At 26.0% G+C, this 14,078-nt stretch carries 16 protein-coding genes; 14 read left to right on the top strand and 2 right to left on the bottom strand.

Annotation, left to right across the window (positions count from 1 at the left end):
- Window positions 1-6: 6 nt before the first annotated feature.
- From ACN6I1_RS05925 to ACN6I1_RS05940, 4 genes are all read left to right on the top strand, one after another.
- Window positions 7-690, top strand: a complete 684-nt coding sequence (locus ACN6I1_RS05925) for an ABC transporter ATP-binding protein (RefSeq protein WP_419743082.1) — start codon at window positions 7-9, stop codon at window positions 688-690.
- A 199-nt stretch (window positions 691-889) separates the two neighbouring features.
- Window positions 890-1,444, top strand: coding sequence for a GNAT family N-acetyltransferase (locus ACN6I1_RS05930; protein WP_419743083.1), 555 nt, complete (start codon window positions 890-892; stop codon window positions 1,442-1,444).
- A gap of 66 nt (window positions 1,445-1,510) precedes the next feature.
- Window positions 1,511-2,191 carry a class I SAM-dependent methyltransferase gene (locus ACN6I1_RS05935; protein ID WP_419743084.1) on the top strand — a complete coding sequence of 227 codons (681 nt, stop codon included), beginning with the start codon at window positions 1,511-1,513 and terminating at the stop codon, window positions 2,189-2,191.
- 245 nt (window positions 2,192-2,436) lie between these two features.
- A complete protein-coding gene (locus tag ACN6I1_RS05940) occupies window positions 2,437-3,027 on the top strand; it encodes a GNAT family N-acetyltransferase (protein ID WP_195947649.1) in 591 nt (196 codons plus the stop codon).
- Between the two features lie 105 nt (window positions 3,028-3,132).
- Here ACN6I1_RS05940 and ACN6I1_RS05945 read toward each other — a convergent pair whose 3' ends face one another.
- Window positions 3,133-3,315, bottom strand: a complete 183-nt coding sequence (locus ACN6I1_RS05945; protein ID WP_419743085.1) for a hypothetical protein — start codon at window positions 3,313-3,315, stop codon at window positions 3,133-3,135.
- Window positions 3,316-3,511: 196 nt separating this feature from the next.
- Here ACN6I1_RS05945 and ACN6I1_RS05950 point away from each other — a divergent pair, with 196 nt between their 5' ends.
- Complete coding sequence (locus ACN6I1_RS05950) at window positions 3,512-3,973, top strand: GNAT family N-acetyltransferase (RefSeq protein ID WP_419743086.1); 462 nt, start codon at window positions 3,512-3,514, stop codon at window positions 3,971-3,973.
- A 111-nt stretch (window positions 3,974-4,084) separates the two neighbouring features.
- Window positions 4,085-4,495 carry a PH domain-containing protein gene (locus ACN6I1_RS05955; RefSeq protein WP_419743087.1) on the top strand — a complete coding sequence of 137 codons (411 nt, stop codon included), beginning with the start codon at window positions 4,085-4,087 and terminating at the stop codon, window positions 4,493-4,495.
- Window positions 4,496-4,546: 51 nt separating this feature from the next.
- Here ACN6I1_RS05955 and ACN6I1_RS05960 read toward each other — a convergent pair whose 3' ends face one another.
- Complete coding sequence (locus ACN6I1_RS05960; RefSeq protein WP_419743088.1) at window positions 4,547-4,942, bottom strand: ParB N-terminal domain-containing protein; 396 nt, start codon at window positions 4,940-4,942, stop codon at window positions 4,547-4,549.
- 292 nt (window positions 4,943-5,234) lie between these two features.
- On the opposite strand from ACN6I1_RS05960, the gene ACN6I1_RS05965 reads away from it, so the two are divergent.
- The 8 genes from ACN6I1_RS05965 to ACN6I1_RS06000 all read left to right on the top strand — a co-directional run bounded on the left by ACN6I1_RS05965 (window position 5,235) and on the right by ACN6I1_RS06000 (window position 13,933).
- Window positions 5,235-6,077, top strand: a complete 843-nt coding sequence (locus tag ACN6I1_RS05965) for an MBL fold metallo-hydrolase (protein WP_419743089.1) — start codon at window positions 5,235-5,237, stop codon at window positions 6,075-6,077.
- Between the two features lie 102 nt (window positions 6,078-6,179).
- Complete coding sequence (locus ACN6I1_RS05970; RefSeq protein ID WP_419743090.1) at window positions 6,180-6,983, top strand: ABC transporter ATP-binding protein; 804 nt, start codon at window positions 6,180-6,182, stop codon at window positions 6,981-6,983.
- Window positions 6,973-9,060: an ABC transporter permease subunit/CPBP intramembrane protease gene (locus tag ACN6I1_RS05975; RefSeq protein WP_419743091.1), complete on the top strand. Its 2,088-nt coding sequence runs from the start codon at window positions 6,973-6,975 to the stop codon at window positions 9,058-9,060. The genes ACN6I1_RS05970 and ACN6I1_RS05975 overlap by 11 nt, the downstream gene beginning before the upstream one ends.
- A 203-nt stretch (window positions 9,061-9,263) precedes the next feature.
- Window positions 9,264-10,685, top strand: coding sequence for an NAD(P)/FAD-dependent oxidoreductase (locus ACN6I1_RS05980; protein ID WP_419743092.1), 1,422 nt, complete (start codon window positions 9,264-9,266; stop codon window positions 10,683-10,685).
- A gap of 2 nt (window positions 10,686-10,687) precedes the next feature.
- Window positions 10,688-11,584: an FAD-dependent oxidoreductase gene (locus ACN6I1_RS05985; protein WP_419743093.1), complete on the top strand. Its 897-nt coding sequence runs from the start codon at window positions 10,688-10,690 to the stop codon at window positions 11,582-11,584.
- A gap of 81 nt (window positions 11,585-11,665) precedes the next feature.
- Window positions 11,666-12,493, top strand: a complete 828-nt coding sequence (locus tag ACN6I1_RS05990) for a MerR family transcriptional regulator (RefSeq protein ID WP_419743094.1) — start codon at window positions 11,666-11,668, stop codon at window positions 12,491-12,493.
- A 98-nt stretch (window positions 12,494-12,591) separates the two neighbouring features.
- The gene (locus ACN6I1_RS05995; protein WP_419743095.1) at window positions 12,592-13,071 is read left to right on the top strand and encodes a deoxyuridine 5'-triphosphate nucleotidohydrolase; all 480 of its coding nucleotides are present in this window, start codon (window positions 12,592-12,594) and stop codon (window positions 13,069-13,071) included.
- 175 nt (window positions 13,072-13,246) lie between these two features.
- Window positions 13,247-13,933 carry a ferric reductase-like transmembrane domain-containing protein gene (locus tag ACN6I1_RS06000; RefSeq protein WP_419743096.1) on the top strand — a complete coding sequence of 229 codons (687 nt, stop codon included), beginning with the start codon at window positions 13,247-13,249 and terminating at the stop codon, window positions 13,931-13,933.
- Window positions 13,934-14,078 lie beyond the last annotated feature (145 nt).

Genomic DNA, 14,078 nt, shown 5'->3' on the forward strand with positions numbered 1-14,078 from the left:
AATATTATGGTAATACTTGAAACTATTAATTTAGGTAAAATATACGGGAAAAAAGAAACAACTGTACATGCGTTGAATGATGTTAATTTAAAAATAAATAAAGGGGAATTTGTTGCGATAGTAGGGCCTAGTGGAAGTGGTAAAAGTACATTTCTACACTTAGTTGGAGGGTTAGAACGACCAAGTAATGGAACTATAAAAGTAGACGGGCAAGACATATGTTGTTTAAGCGATAAAGAACTAGCCAGATATAGAAGACAAAAAGTTGGATTTGTATTTCAACAATATAATTTAATTCCAGTACTTAATGTAGCTGAGAATATAGAACTACCAGTAAAATTAGATAACAGAAAAGTTGATAAAGATTATATAAACGAATTAATAAATTTACTTGGTATTAGTGAGCGAAAAGATCATCTTCCAAGTCAATTATCAGGAGGGCAACAACAGAGAGTAGCAATAGCTCGTGCATTATCAGCTAAGCCGAGTATAATACTTGCAGATGAGCCAACAGGAAACTTAGATACTAAGACTACTGAGGAAGTTATAAATCTTCTTAAATCATCTATTAAAAAATATAATCAAACTTTAATAATGATAACGCATAATGAAAATATAGCTAAAAAAGCAGATAGAATAATTTCTATTGTAGATGGAAAATTAAATGAAAATTATTCAGCAAAGAGTTAAAATAAAAATTTTATAAAGTTTATAAAAAACTTAAGTAAAAAGTCTTGGGATAGGTGAAAAATTTATTCCAGGGCTTTTTTTATTTGAAAACTTACTAAAATAACATATAAAGGGTTTTTATATCATAAATCTAATTGTATATATACATTGAAAATTTATATTTCACAACGTATATACTTTGAAGCAATTCAAAAGGGAGTTGAAAAACGAAGTGTTAGAATCTATACAAGATAAAGATATTGCTACAGATAGACTAATACTAAGGAAATTCAATATAAGTGATGCTAGAGATATGTTTAGAAATTGGGCATCTGACAGTGAAGTAACTAAGTTTTTACAATGGGAACCTCATATAAATGAGGAATATACAAAATCAGTAATTGAAACATGGACTAAAGAATATAAAAATGAAATATCATATCACTGGGCAATTGAACATAAAGATACAAAAGAAGTTATTGGAGAAATATATATATTTAATATAAAGCAGAAAAGAAGGTGTTGTGAAATAGGAATATGTATAAGTAAGAGGTTTTGGAATAAAGGAATTTCTACAGAAGCATTAGTTTCAACTATAAATTTTATATTTAAAGAAACTGAACTATGGAGAATTATTGCTATGCATGATGTTGAAAACATAGCATCTAAAAAGGTAATACTAAAAAGTAAAATGAAATACGAAGGAGAGTTTAAATGTAAAACAAATCTAGCTGTCTATTCTATATCAAAGAAAAATAAAAAGAATTATTTGTAAGATGTAAAAAGGAATTATATTATTATGTTTATAAAGCCATTATAAAAATTGATATTAGGAGGGCACATGAAAAAATATTATCTAGCATATGATGAAAGATATAAAAAAGCACATTCTGAGGGAATTTTATGGTTTTCTAAGAATCCAACTCCAGATTTGTTAAAATGGATTGAATACTATAATATCCCAAAGCAAGATAAGATATGTGAAGTTGGATGTGGAGAAGGAAGAGATGCTTTGTATCTAGGAATTAAAGGATATAAAATTAAAGGAATTGATGCATCAGAATCTGCAATAAATAAGTGTAAAGAGTTAGCTAATAAAAACTTAGAGAAGGTTGAATTTGAAGTTGAAGAAATAATAAATCTAGATAATATTAAAATTACAAAGTATAAATGGATATATGCAGTAGGAGTTTTACACATGCTTGTAGATGACAATGACAGAAATTTATTTTTAAAATCAATTTATAATATGCTAGATACAGGGGGAAATGCACTCTTAGTAAATATGGGAGATGGAGACGTGGAGATAAAAACTGATACATCTAAGGCATTTGAAATACAAGAAAGAAATAATAACAGTGAAGGTAAAAAAGTTATGGTTGCATCTACCTCATATAGATCTATAAATTGGGAAAATCATATAAAGGAATTAGAAAATGCTGGTTTTTTAATTGAAAAGACTATAAATACACAAAACAATGAGTATGGAAATTGCATGGTCGTATATTTAAAAAAATCTTAAAATAATAAAGATAAAAGAGGGAGTTTAAACTCCCTCTTTTTTTTAAAAAGTACAAATAATATTTCAATTGTTAGTTAATAGCAAATTGATTTTTTTTAGAAATTTAGTTAATAAATTTACATTTATTAAAGGGTTTTAAGTACATATATCTAAAATATATCAAAGTAAGAGAATAAATAGGATAAAAATAAAATAAAATTATTTTGGGCGTAAAACTTTAAAATAAATAATTTAGGGGGATATAAATGATAATTTGTAAAAATTTATTCATAAGAACATTGGAATTAGGAGATGAAGAGTTTTTATACAAATGGTGGAATGATGGAGAAATGATGGAACACTCTACTCATGCATTTGGAATTTTAAATAGTAAGGAAGCTATAAAGCGCAAATTGTTCAAAGAGTTTGAAAATGAAACAATGTTTCCAACAGATAAAAGATTTATAATTTGTAAAAAAGATGATTCAACACCAATAGGTGAAATTAATTATTGTAATTGGGATAGTAGAAGCCAAAAAGCAGAGTTAGGAATAAAAATTTGCGATATAGACGAACAAGGGAAAGGTTATGGATTAGATGCTTTATATCACTTTATAGATTTTATGTTTAAATTTTTAAATTTAAATAAAATAGAGTTGACAACTATGGCTGATAATAAAAGAGCACAACAATTATATAAAAAGCTTGGATTTAAAAATATAGGAATAATTAGAGATGGTTACTTTGATAGTAGATTTGGTGAATTTTCAGATGTAGTTTATATGGACCTAATAAAAAAAGAATGGGAAGTTTATAAATATGAATTTGAAAAGGAATTTTTAATGATATATAGATAAGTTATATTTTATATAAAAATATAATTTATGATTTTAAATTGAATTATATATTAAAGGAATATTTAACATATACAACTTTAATATATAATTCAATGAATTTAAAAATTAATCAGTATAACCAGTAAGTTCTTTATGATTTCGTAGGGCTCCAATAGAAGAAATTATAGTTAAAATTAAATAAATAAATCCGAAACTACTATTACATGAAATATTCCATATAGTAGCTAGAAGTAATATTAATCCTAAACAAAACCAAATATTTCGTCTTAACTTCAAATCTCTATTCATAAAAATACCACCTTTTAAGATATAGTTTTAAAATAAGTCTAACAATATTTATAATTACCATAAAAATCAAAAATAAACACAAGAGTATGTACATGAATTATTTTTATAAATAAAATTCGACTTTAAGTAGCAAAATCCTTTAAACTTATAGTATATATGATAAAAAATAATTACTGGATGTATTTTGGAGGGTGAAATGAGCAATATCAATATAAAAAGAGTAGTTGAATATATAGAAATACCATATGAATTATTATACTTAGCAGATCCATCTAAAGAATCAATAAATGATTATATAAGTAGAGGTAACTTATATGTTGCATCTATTGAAAATGAAGTTGTAGGTGCATATGTAATGTTAAAGACTAGACCATTAACTGCAGAGATTATGAATATATCAGTAAATGAAGCGTATCAGAAAAAAGGTATTGGAAAAGTTTTAATAAAACATTCTATAAGTACAAGTAAGAATTTAAATATTAAAACACTCGAAGTTGGGACAGGAAACTCAAGTATAGATCAATTAGCTTTTTATCAAAAGTGTGGATTTAGAATAACAGGGGTAGATAAAGACTTTTTTAAAAAACATTATGAGGAGAAAATAATAGAAAACGGAATAGAATGTATAGATATGATTAGGATGAGTATGGATTTATAATTATATGCCAGATTATAAATCATTTAATTAAAATACTATACACTTTACTTGAAATACATATTGAAATATGATAATGTTACATAAAATAAATTATTTTGGAGGAGATTTTTAATGGCTTTTTTTAATAAGTTAGCAGGATATGGATCGATAGATAGTTCAGCAGGAAATAAAATTAAAGATTATCTAATAGATGGAGAAGAGATAATACAAGCCTTTACTTTTATAAGAGACTCTATAATATTAACAAATTATGGAATATATTTAGTAGATGTTCAAGGGGTTAGTGGGAAAAAAGTAGAAGTTAAGTTTTTCCCTTCTAAAAACGTAAAAAGTATATCTTTTGAATCTGCATCTACATTTGATTTAGATGTTGATATAAAAATAGGAGTTGATGGAAATACGGTTATAAGTCAAAGTGGTATACCTCATAATGCACCTATTTCATTTAAGGTTCCTAAAGCTCAAGCTGAAGAAGCTAGAGAAATTGTTAAACTTGTAAAAACAAACTATTTAGTTAGATAAGTAAATATAAATTAAAATAAAAATACACTTAGTAAAGTACTAAGTGTATTTTTATTTTAATTCTTTAAGCAATTTATCACAGTAATTAACCCATAAAATTTCATGTTCAAAATTAGGGATTATCCTGTCATTTAAACTTTCTATAGATTCAAGTCCCATTTTTTTAGATTTATTATGAATAGTTAAATAAAGCTTTGTAGGTCCAGGAACATCTTCTATTGGATGAATTTGTGCAGATATAAATTCTTTGCCGTTTTCAAAGGCAGCCATAGCCCTTGAGTGGCCATCTATAAGTGCGTATTCCCCATCAATTACCCCAACTAGTACTGGAGGAAAGACAGGATTTTTATCTTCATTATATATTTTTCTTATTTTTTCTAATTTATCTTTATTTATATAAAAATTATTTGGTCTTAATTCCTTTATTGGAAGTTCTTTTAATATCATTTTAGTCCCCCTTTTTCAAAATTATCAGCTAGATTTAATATATTAGATATACGAGCAAAATGTCCTTTAATTTAATGTTTTTTTATTAAAACAAAGAATAAAAGAGGTAAGGAGTATAAATCGTAGAATAGTTAAATAAAAGTAGAATTAAGACACTATATAGATTAAATAAGGGTATAAACAAGGAAAAAAGTAAGAAATTTAAATAATTAGATTTTAGTTCTAGGATAAATTGGTTATCAAGATAATTTTAAAATATATATATGACTAAATAAAAGGAGTGTTAGAAATTATGAAGTTAAAAATAATTGGAAGTGGAGGATGTGTTGCACTTCCTAAGCCACTGTGTAAATGTAGAATTTGCAAAGAAGCTAGATTAAAAGGACATCCGTATTCTAGATATGGATGTAGCTTATTTCTAGAAGATTTAGGAATGTTAATAGACACACCTGAAGATATAACTCAAGCAATCAATTTTTCAGAAATTGATGAAATAAATTATGTTTTATATAGTCATGTTGATCCGGATCATACTCTTGGAATGAGGGTATTTGAACATATAAGATTAAACTGGTTAGAAATTTCTAAAGGAAAAGAATGTACTAATCCAGTAAATGTATTAGCTATGGAGCATGTAATGGAAGATATAAACTCTATAAATTTTAAATTTGGGTCATATTTAGATTATTATGAAAATGTTAGAAAGTTAATAAGAAGAAAAGCTATAGAAAGTTCTATAATAATAGATGGAATAAAAATAAGTTTTTTAAAGGCTAATCATGCAACTGTATTTGTATTTGAAAAAAATAATAAAAAAGTTATATACGCTCCTTGTGATGTAAAACCATTTCCAAATGATATTATATTTAAAGAGGCAGATTTACTTATAATAGGAAATACGGTTGTTGGAGACAAACTTAAAGATGGATTTATTCTAGAGGCAGATAATCCCCTTAGAAAAGAGCTATTTACATTAGATGAAATACAAAATTTAAAAAATAATTACAGCATAAAACATGTTATTATAACGCACTTAGAAGAAGATTGGGGTAAGTCTTATGATGATTATATTAAGCTAGAAAAACAATATAAAAATATAAAATTTGCATATGATGGAATGGAAATTGAAATTTAGACTAATTTCAGTCCTTATTTTAAGGATTTTAATCCATTGATATTTAAAATAATAAAGGGTAAGGTGTATAATAAGATTTAAAGAATTTAAAAGGGGGATAAAATGATAGAAGTAAACAACTTGTGCAAAGCTTTTACTAGAGTTGTAAAAGATGACAATTCTAAAAAAAAGAAAAATTTAACTAAATTTAAAACAAAAAAAGAAGAATTTTTAGCAGTAAATAATATTTCATTTAATGCAAAAGAAGGAGAAATCTTAGGAATACTAGGTCCGAATGGAGCAGGGAAAACAACTTTGCTTAGAATGCTTGGAGGAATATTAACGCCTACATCTGGACACATAGAAGTTTGCGGATATGATTATTCAATAGATAAAAATGCAGCTAAAAAAGAAATTGGATATCTATCTGGAAATACAAAACTTTATAATAGACTTTCTCCAAGAGAATTATTAACAACTTTTGCAAACTTATATGAAATGCCAAAAGATGAAATTGAAAAATCTATAAATGAAGTTATAAATATAATGGATATGGAAAGTTTTATAGATAATAGAATCGAAAACTTATCAACAGGTCAAATTCAAAGAACATCAATAGCAAGATGTCTAGTTCACTCACCTAAAATATACATATTCGATGAGCCAACATTAGGATTAGACGTAATTAGTAGCAAGTCTATAATTGATTTTATGAAAAATGAAAAGAAAAGAGGAAAAACTGTACTATACTCAACTCACTATATGGAAGAAGCTGAAACTTTGTGTGATAAAATAATTATGATACATCAAGGAGAAATTATTGCAATTGGGACCCCTGAAGAATTAAAGGAAAATACAAAAACTAATAATTTAAGAGATGCATTTATAACTCTTGCAAGTGAGAGGGGGAATTTATTTGAGGAATAAAATAGTAAAACAAATATTTAAAAAAGAAATTTTAGATATATTAAGAGATAAAAAAACTATATTTATGATGATTATACTACCAATAATTCTATACCCTATACTTATGGTAGGTATGACTCAAGTTATGTCTATGTCTATGAATAGTATGGAGAAAAAAAATATAAATATAGCTTTTAATAAAAATCCAAATAAAGCTTTAGTTTCAGTAATAGATGAAACTAATAAAGAAAGAAAAAAAGATAATAGTGAAGTAGGACAGATAGCGTTAAAAACTACTGATAATTATAAAAAAGATTTAAAAGATGGAAATATAGATGCTTATATAAATATAAATGATAAAAATGGATACCTAAATTTTAATGTTTATATAGATTCATCTGAAAATTCATCAAGTATTGCACAGGAAGAAGTAGAAAAAATATTAAATACATATAAGGAAGAATTAGTAGAAAATAAATTAAAAGAAAGTGGATTAGATACAAAATCTACACTTGAGCCATTAAGTTATAAAACTTTAGATGTGGCAAAAAATGAAGAAGTAGCTGGGCATTTAATAGGACAGATATTACCATTTGTATTAATTATGGGACTTTTAATGGGAGCTATATATCCTGCGATAGATGTTATGGCAGGAGAAAAAGAAAGAGGTACTTTAGAAACTTTATTTACACTACCTATAACAAATTTAGAGTTGGTTATGGGAAAATATTTAGCTGTATCGCTTTGTGCAGTAGTTTCCGCAATTTTAAATATTTTATCTATATTTATAACAATGGCATTTTTACTTGCAACTCAAGGTATGGTAAGTGAAATGGGAATGATAAGCATTGATTATTCACAAATGATACTTCCTGGAATAATTACACTTATATGTGTATGTTTATTTGCTATGGTAGTGTCAGCTGTAAGTATGTGTGTATGTTCTTTAGCTAAAAGCTTTAAAGATGCTCAAAACTATATAACTCCAGTTACATTATTTGTTATGATACCATCTTATGTTTCTATGGTTCCTACTATTGAATTAGATAGCTTCACAGCTACAATACCTGTAGTTAATATATCTTTACTTATTAAAAGTGTGCTAACATTTAATAGTAATATAAGTTTAATAGCTTTAGTTTTACTATCAAACCTTGTGTTTGTTATAATAGCTGTATTGTTATTATCGAAGATGTTTAACTCGGAAGAAATTTTATTTGGAAGTAGCAAAAACTTTGCATTACTAGAGAAAAGAAGCAACATTAAAAAAGGAACTATGCCTTCTGTTGCGGATGGAGTTACTTTGTACGCAGTTGGAGTAGTATTGTTAATATACGTAGGAAGTTTAATTCAATTAAAATTTGGAACTGCTGGGATAGCGGCTACACAAATTATGATTATTGGTATGCCATTAATATTTGCATGGTATATTAAGTCTGATTTTAAAAATACATTTAATATAAAGATACCTAAAATACAACATGTACTAGGAGGCATAATCCTTTGGGGTGGGGTATTTGTAGTTATTAACTTAATAAGTCAAATATTACTTTATTTATTCCCTCAAAATATGCAGGTTGTAGAAGGTTTAAACGAGGCATTAAAAGTAGATGATAGTATATTATTAAATTTAATAGTTATAGCAGTTATGCCAGCTATATGCGAAGAAATGTTTTTTAGAGGATTTGTATTTACTTCATTTACACAAAGTAAAGAGAAGAAAGCTCAATTATGGGGTGTGATCTTTAGTGGTATATTATTTGGATTTATGCACATTGACTTTATAAGAGTTATACCAACTAGTATTTTAGGAATTGCACTGGGTTATGCTGTTTATAAGAGCAAATCAATATTTATACCTATGATAATGCACTTTTTAAATAATTCAATTTCTGTATTTGCAATGCACTCAACAAAATCTGCTGGATTAATAGGAAAATTAAATGAAATTTTAACTATAGACTTTAGTAATTTTGAGGCATTTAAACTTATTATACTTATAATTGTAAGTTTAATATTAGTGTTTATAGGAATTAAACTACTTAGTATAAATAAGAAAAATAAAATAAAATCTAACAATGAAAAAGAGTTAATTTAATTAACTCTTTTTTTCGCTTAAGGAGACTGTATTTGCTAAAAAAATTTTAAATTCTATTGTGTTATTATTAAAAAAATTAATGATTATTATTAAAATTATAAATTTTACTTATAGTGAAAATGGGTATATACTATATTTGAAATTAGAAAAGCTAAAATTTGACAAAAAATGATATGAAAGCTCTTTATGAAGGAGGAATCAGTATGAAAGATATTACTGTAATAGGAGCAGGTGTAGTAGGATGTGCCATAGCTAGAGAGTTATCTAGATATGACTTAAATATATTAGTAATAGACAAAAATGAAGATGTTGCTGAGGGAATATCAAAAGCAAATAGCGGTATTATACATGGTGGGTATAATGAAAAAAAAGGAACTCTAAAAGCAAAATTAAATTTAGAAGGAAATGAAATGATGGATGATATATCTAAAAAACTTCAATTCCCTTTTAAAAGAAATGGAGCTTTAGTACTAGCATTTAATGAAGAAGAATTAGAAAAAGTAAAAGAATTAAAGGCTAATGGAGATGAAATAGGTGTTAAGGGACTAGAAATTTTAAATAAAGATCAAGTTTTAAACCTAGAGAAAAATATAAATAAAAATGTAGTTGGAGCTTTATATGTAAAAAGTTCTGGAATCGTAAGTCCTTATGAAATGACATTAGCATTAGGTGAAAATGCAGTTGAAAATGGAGTTGAGTTCAAGTTAGGACATGCTGTAGTAGACATAAAAAAAGAGTTAGATTTTTACAAAATAGAACTTGATAATAAACAAGTTGTTGAAAGTAAGATAGTTATAAATGCAGCAGGATTAGGAGCAGATTATTTAACTTATTTAGTTAGTAATGAAAAGTATGAAATTGATCCTGTAAAGGGTGAGTATTGCTTATTTGATAAAGTTGCAGGAACATTATGTGAAAAAACTTTATTCCAAGTACCTAGTAAATTAAGTAAAGGTGTTTTAGTTACACCAACAGTAGATGGGAATTTATTAATAGGTCCTAATGCAAAACATAGTGATACTATAGAAACTTCAAGAGAAGGTATAGATGAAATATTAGAAAAGAGTCAAAAGACTATAAAAGACATTCCTGTAGCAAGAGTTTTAAATACATTCAGTGGATTAAGACCTAAAGTTTGTGGGGGAGATTTTATAATAGAAGAGTCTAGAGATTGCAAAAATTTCATAAATGTAATAGGAATAGACTCACCGGGATTAACAGCAGCACCAGCTATAGCTAAATATGTAGTAGATATAGTTTGTAAAAATGTGCAATTAAAAGAAAAAGAAAACTTTAAAGAGACTAGAACTAAAATGGTTAGAATGAGCGAATTAAACATTGAAGAAAAAAATAAATTAATAGCTCAAAATCCTTCTTACGGAAAAATGGTATGTAAGTGTGAATTTGTAACAGAAGGTGAGATTATTGATGCAATAAGAAGACCACTAGGTGCTACGACATTAGATGGAATCAAGAGAAGAACTCGTGCCATGATGGGTGGATGTCAAGGAAGTGGATGTATGATTCCAATAAGTATGATATTAAGTAAAGAATTAGGAATAGATATAAGTAAAGTAAATAAAAACTGCAAATCTTCTACAGTTATTGGATATAAGGAGGTTTAATTATGAAAGCATATGACTTAATTATAGTTGGTGGTGGAGCAGCGGGTATATTATGTGCCATAGACGCTAACGAAAAAGGAATCAAGAATATATTATTAATTGAAAAAGACCCTGTATTAGGTGGAGCTTTAAATTTAGGTGATTATAATATAAGTAAAGAAAAAACTATATTAGGAAAAGATTACAAAGTTAGTTTATTAAATAAATTAGATAAATGCAATATAGATGTAAAATTAAATACTATGGTTTTAAAAATAGAGGATAATAATGAAGTTCTTTGCACTAGTCCTGAAAATGGTATAGAAAAAATAAAAGGCAAAAATATTATACTTGCAAATGGGGCAAAAGAAGGTTCAAGAAAACCTGTAAATATGGTAGGAGATAGATGTTCTGGAATTCTTACTGTAGGAATGGCTAAAAAGATATTCAATATGCCTCATATGATTCCAGGTAAAGAAATCCTTATAGCTGGAAATGCTACATTGTACATGATAGAAAAGGAATTAAAAGATAACAATATAAATGTAGTAGGAATTATTACGACTGATAAAGGTGCTAATACTTATGGATTAACTGATAATATATATGATAACTATTCAATAGAATCTATATATGGGCAAGGAAGAATAAATAGAGTTAAGTTATCTAAAGGAGATCAAGAGATATTTGTAGATTGTGATACTTTGATATTTTCAAATCCAATGCTTTCAGATGGATTAGTAGCTATGAGAAGTGATATTAAATTAAATCAAGTAACTACAGGCCCGCAAGTTGATAAAACATTTATGACATCAAGAAAAAATATATATGCATGCGGAAATGGAATCTTTATACACAACTCTATAGAAGATATAGAAAATGAATGTAAAGAAGTTATAGATAATATTGTTTGTAAGTAAGTGTTAATTTATAAAGTAAATAAAAATAATTATAGCCTATAGAGTTGTTCTATAGGCTATAATTATTTTTGAGGTGATATTATGAAACTTTCAACAGGACAAGTAAGTAAGTTATTCGGAATAAGTAAAGACACATTAAGGTATTATGATAATTTAGGGATTTTAAAGCCTGATATAAATAAACAAAATGGCTATAGATGTTATTCTCAAAAACATTTAGATCAATTGAATTTAATTCTTTTAACAAAAGATTTAGATATATCTTTATCTGATATAAAAGAAACTATAGAAAGTGAAGAACTTTGTGAATATAAAGAGCTAATTACAAAGCAAGAAAGTATGATAGAAGAAAAGATTGAAGAGTTAAAGAAAAAACATGCTCAATTAAAAAATTTAAATAAAATAATAAAAACTATAGAAAGCTATGAAAATGAGTATGATTTTAATAAAATAAGTATATATGAGAGTACATATAAATTTTATGGTGTTGAGATAAAGAAGATGCTAGAAAAGGAAAATAGCATAAAATATGTAGAGTATTTGGATGAAAATTTAAAATGTATGAATGAAGAATGTTACTATACTTTGTATAATGTTATTAATAATGAAAAAATAATAGAAGATGAAAGTATTCTGTTTTTAAAAGAAGAAGAAAAAAATAAATATATAACAAAAAAATATAAAGATGAAAATTTAGATTTATTAGAGAAAGTAGTCGCTGGTGAATTTGTATCTGTGAATTTTTATGGTGATTTAGATGAATTAGAAAAGTATTTGATGTTGATGAATAAACATTTTAATAAAAATAATAATTTAGATACAGAGGTGTTTATAAAATATGACTTTTATATTCCTAAAAAAGTTGATGATGATAAATACTTTGCTCAAATTATAATGAAACTTAATTAACTTATATAAAAAACTAATAATATATCTGTTTTTGATTTGTTATACAAAAATAGATATGTTATTATAAGTATCAAAGATATTTTTAAAGGAGAAACATAATGAAAGTAAGAGGATTTGAAAAAGTAAGTAAAGCAGAATTTGAAAAAGCAAATGCAGATATAGCATATGAAGAGTTAACATTACCTAATAGAGCAACAAAATTTGCTGCAGGATATGATATAAAAAGTACATTGAATTTCACATTGGAACCAGGAGAAGATATAGTAATTCCAACTGGTTTTAAAGCATATATGCAAGTTGGAGAAATGATAGCATTATTTCCAAGAAGTGGAATGGGATTTAAATATCAAATACAATTAGCAAATACTGTAGGTATAGGCGATGGTGACTATTATAATTGTGAATCTAATGAAGGTCATTATTTTATAAAATTAGTTAATAGAGGAAAAAAATCATGGGAAGTTAAAGTAGGTGATGGTATAGGACAAGCTATATTCATGCCAATACTTTTAGCAGATGGAGACGACTTTGAAACTGGCGAAGTAAGAACTGGTGGATTTGGAAGTACAGGTAAATAATAAATAATCAAAAGACCCCTATGTCGTAAATTACGATATAGGGGTCTTTTGATTATTAAAAAATCATTGACAAAAAAATATTGATAGAATAGAATATTAATGAAATTAATTATCATTATAAAATGATATAAAATACGAATTGATAAAAATTCTAAAAAATAAAAGGAGAATGAGCATGAGATTAGTTTATTCATTAATATTTACAGCAGCGCTCGCACTAATTTATACAAAAAGTATAAAAAAGCATTCTAAAATTTTTTATAGTATAGCTATGGCTATATCATCGATTACGATAATTTATGAAATTTATAGGTTAATAAGTGATACAAAAATGCAAGGATTTATAGGTGAATTAGAAAAAGCTTTTATGAAAGGAAATGTATCAATAGCATTTTTCTTATTGGTAATGTTCGCAGGAGCATTAAATCCTAAGTGGAAATTAACAAAAAAGTTATTAAGCATAAGAGCTGAATCTGCTATACTAGGGTGTATACTTTTACTTCCACATGGAATAATGTATATAGTACGTTTTATTAATAAAATATTAGTACATAAGCCAATAACAACACTTTACATAGTATATTTGATAGTTGGATTAATAGCATTTATAATAATGATACCACTATTTATAACCTCATTTAAAAATATTAGGTCAAAAATGTCATATGCAGATTGGAAAAAAATTCAAAGTTGGGCATATCTATTTTACTTTTTAGCATATGTACATATAGTACTTGCCCTTATTAATGATGATGAGATTGATATAATTAAGTTAAGTATATATACAATAGTATTTTTAGCATATTTCTTACTTAAAATTATAAAAAAGTATAAGTTAAAAAGTAAAAATACTAATAATTAATTTAGGATAAACATATAAAATGGATACTTTAAATATTTAAAGTATCCATTTTATGATTCTAAGATTACTGTCAATTTAATGTTATAAAATAAAATAGGAAAATATGGTATTATATATAGAGATATATACAATAAGGAGTTGATCA

The sequence above is a fragment of the Paraclostridium dentum genome, from assembly GCF_048568265.1.
Classification (GTDB): domain Bacteria; phylum Bacillota; class Clostridia; order Peptostreptococcales; family Peptostreptococcaceae; genus Paraclostridium; species Paraclostridium dentum.

Excerpts from the sequence above, each read along its gene's own strand:
- ACN6I1_RS05995 (WP_419743095.1), top strand. The coding sequence starts at position 12,592 with ATGAAAGTAAGAGGATTTGAAAAAGTAAGTAAAGCAGAATTTGAAAAA.
- ACN6I1_RS05925 (WP_419743082.1), top strand. The coding sequence starts at position 7 with ATGGTAATACTTGAAACTATTAATTTAGGTAAAATATACGGGAAAAAA.
- ACN6I1_RS05985 (WP_419743093.1), top strand. The coding sequence starts at position 10,688 with ATGAAAGCATATGACTTAATTATAGTTGGTGGTGGAGCAGCGGGTATA.
- ACN6I1_RS05965 (WP_419743089.1), top strand. The coding sequence starts at position 5,235 with ATGAAGTTAAAAATAATTGGAAGTGGAGGATGTGTTGCACTTCCTAAG.
- ACN6I1_RS05935 (WP_419743084.1), top strand. The coding sequence starts at position 1,511 with ATGAAAAAATATTATCTAGCATATGATGAAAGATATAAAAAAGCACAT.
- ACN6I1_RS05950 (WP_419743086.1), top strand. The coding sequence starts at position 3,512 with ATGAGCAATATCAATATAAAAAGAGTAGTTGAATATATAGAAATACCA.
- ACN6I1_RS05940 (WP_195947649.1), top strand. The coding sequence starts at position 2,437 with ATGATAATTTGTAAAAATTTATTCATAAGAACATTGGAATTAGGAGAT.
- ACN6I1_RS05970 (WP_419743090.1), top strand. The coding sequence starts at position 6,180 with ATGATAGAAGTAAACAACTTGTGCAAAGCTTTTACTAGAGTTGTAAAA.
- ACN6I1_RS05960 (WP_419743088.1), bottom strand. The coding sequence starts at position 4,942 with ATGATATTAAAAGAACTTCCAATAAAGGAATTAAGACCAAATAATTTT.
- ACN6I1_RS06000 (WP_419743096.1), top strand. The coding sequence starts at position 13,247 with ATGAGATTAGTTTATTCATTAATATTTACAGCAGCGCTCGCACTAATT.
- ACN6I1_RS05980 (WP_419743092.1), top strand. The coding sequence starts at position 9,264 with ATGAAAGATATTACTGTAATAGGAGCAGGTGTAGTAGGATGTGCCATA.
- ACN6I1_RS05990 (WP_419743094.1), top strand. The coding sequence starts at position 11,666 with ATGAAACTTTCAACAGGACAAGTAAGTAAGTTATTCGGAATAAGTAAA.
- ACN6I1_RS05945 (WP_419743085.1), bottom strand. The coding sequence starts at position 3,315 with ATGAATAGAGATTTGAAGTTAAGACGAAATATTTGGTTTTGTTTAGGA.
- ACN6I1_RS05955 (WP_419743087.1), top strand. The coding sequence starts at position 4,085 with ATGGCTTTTTTTAATAAGTTAGCAGGATATGGATCGATAGATAGTTCA.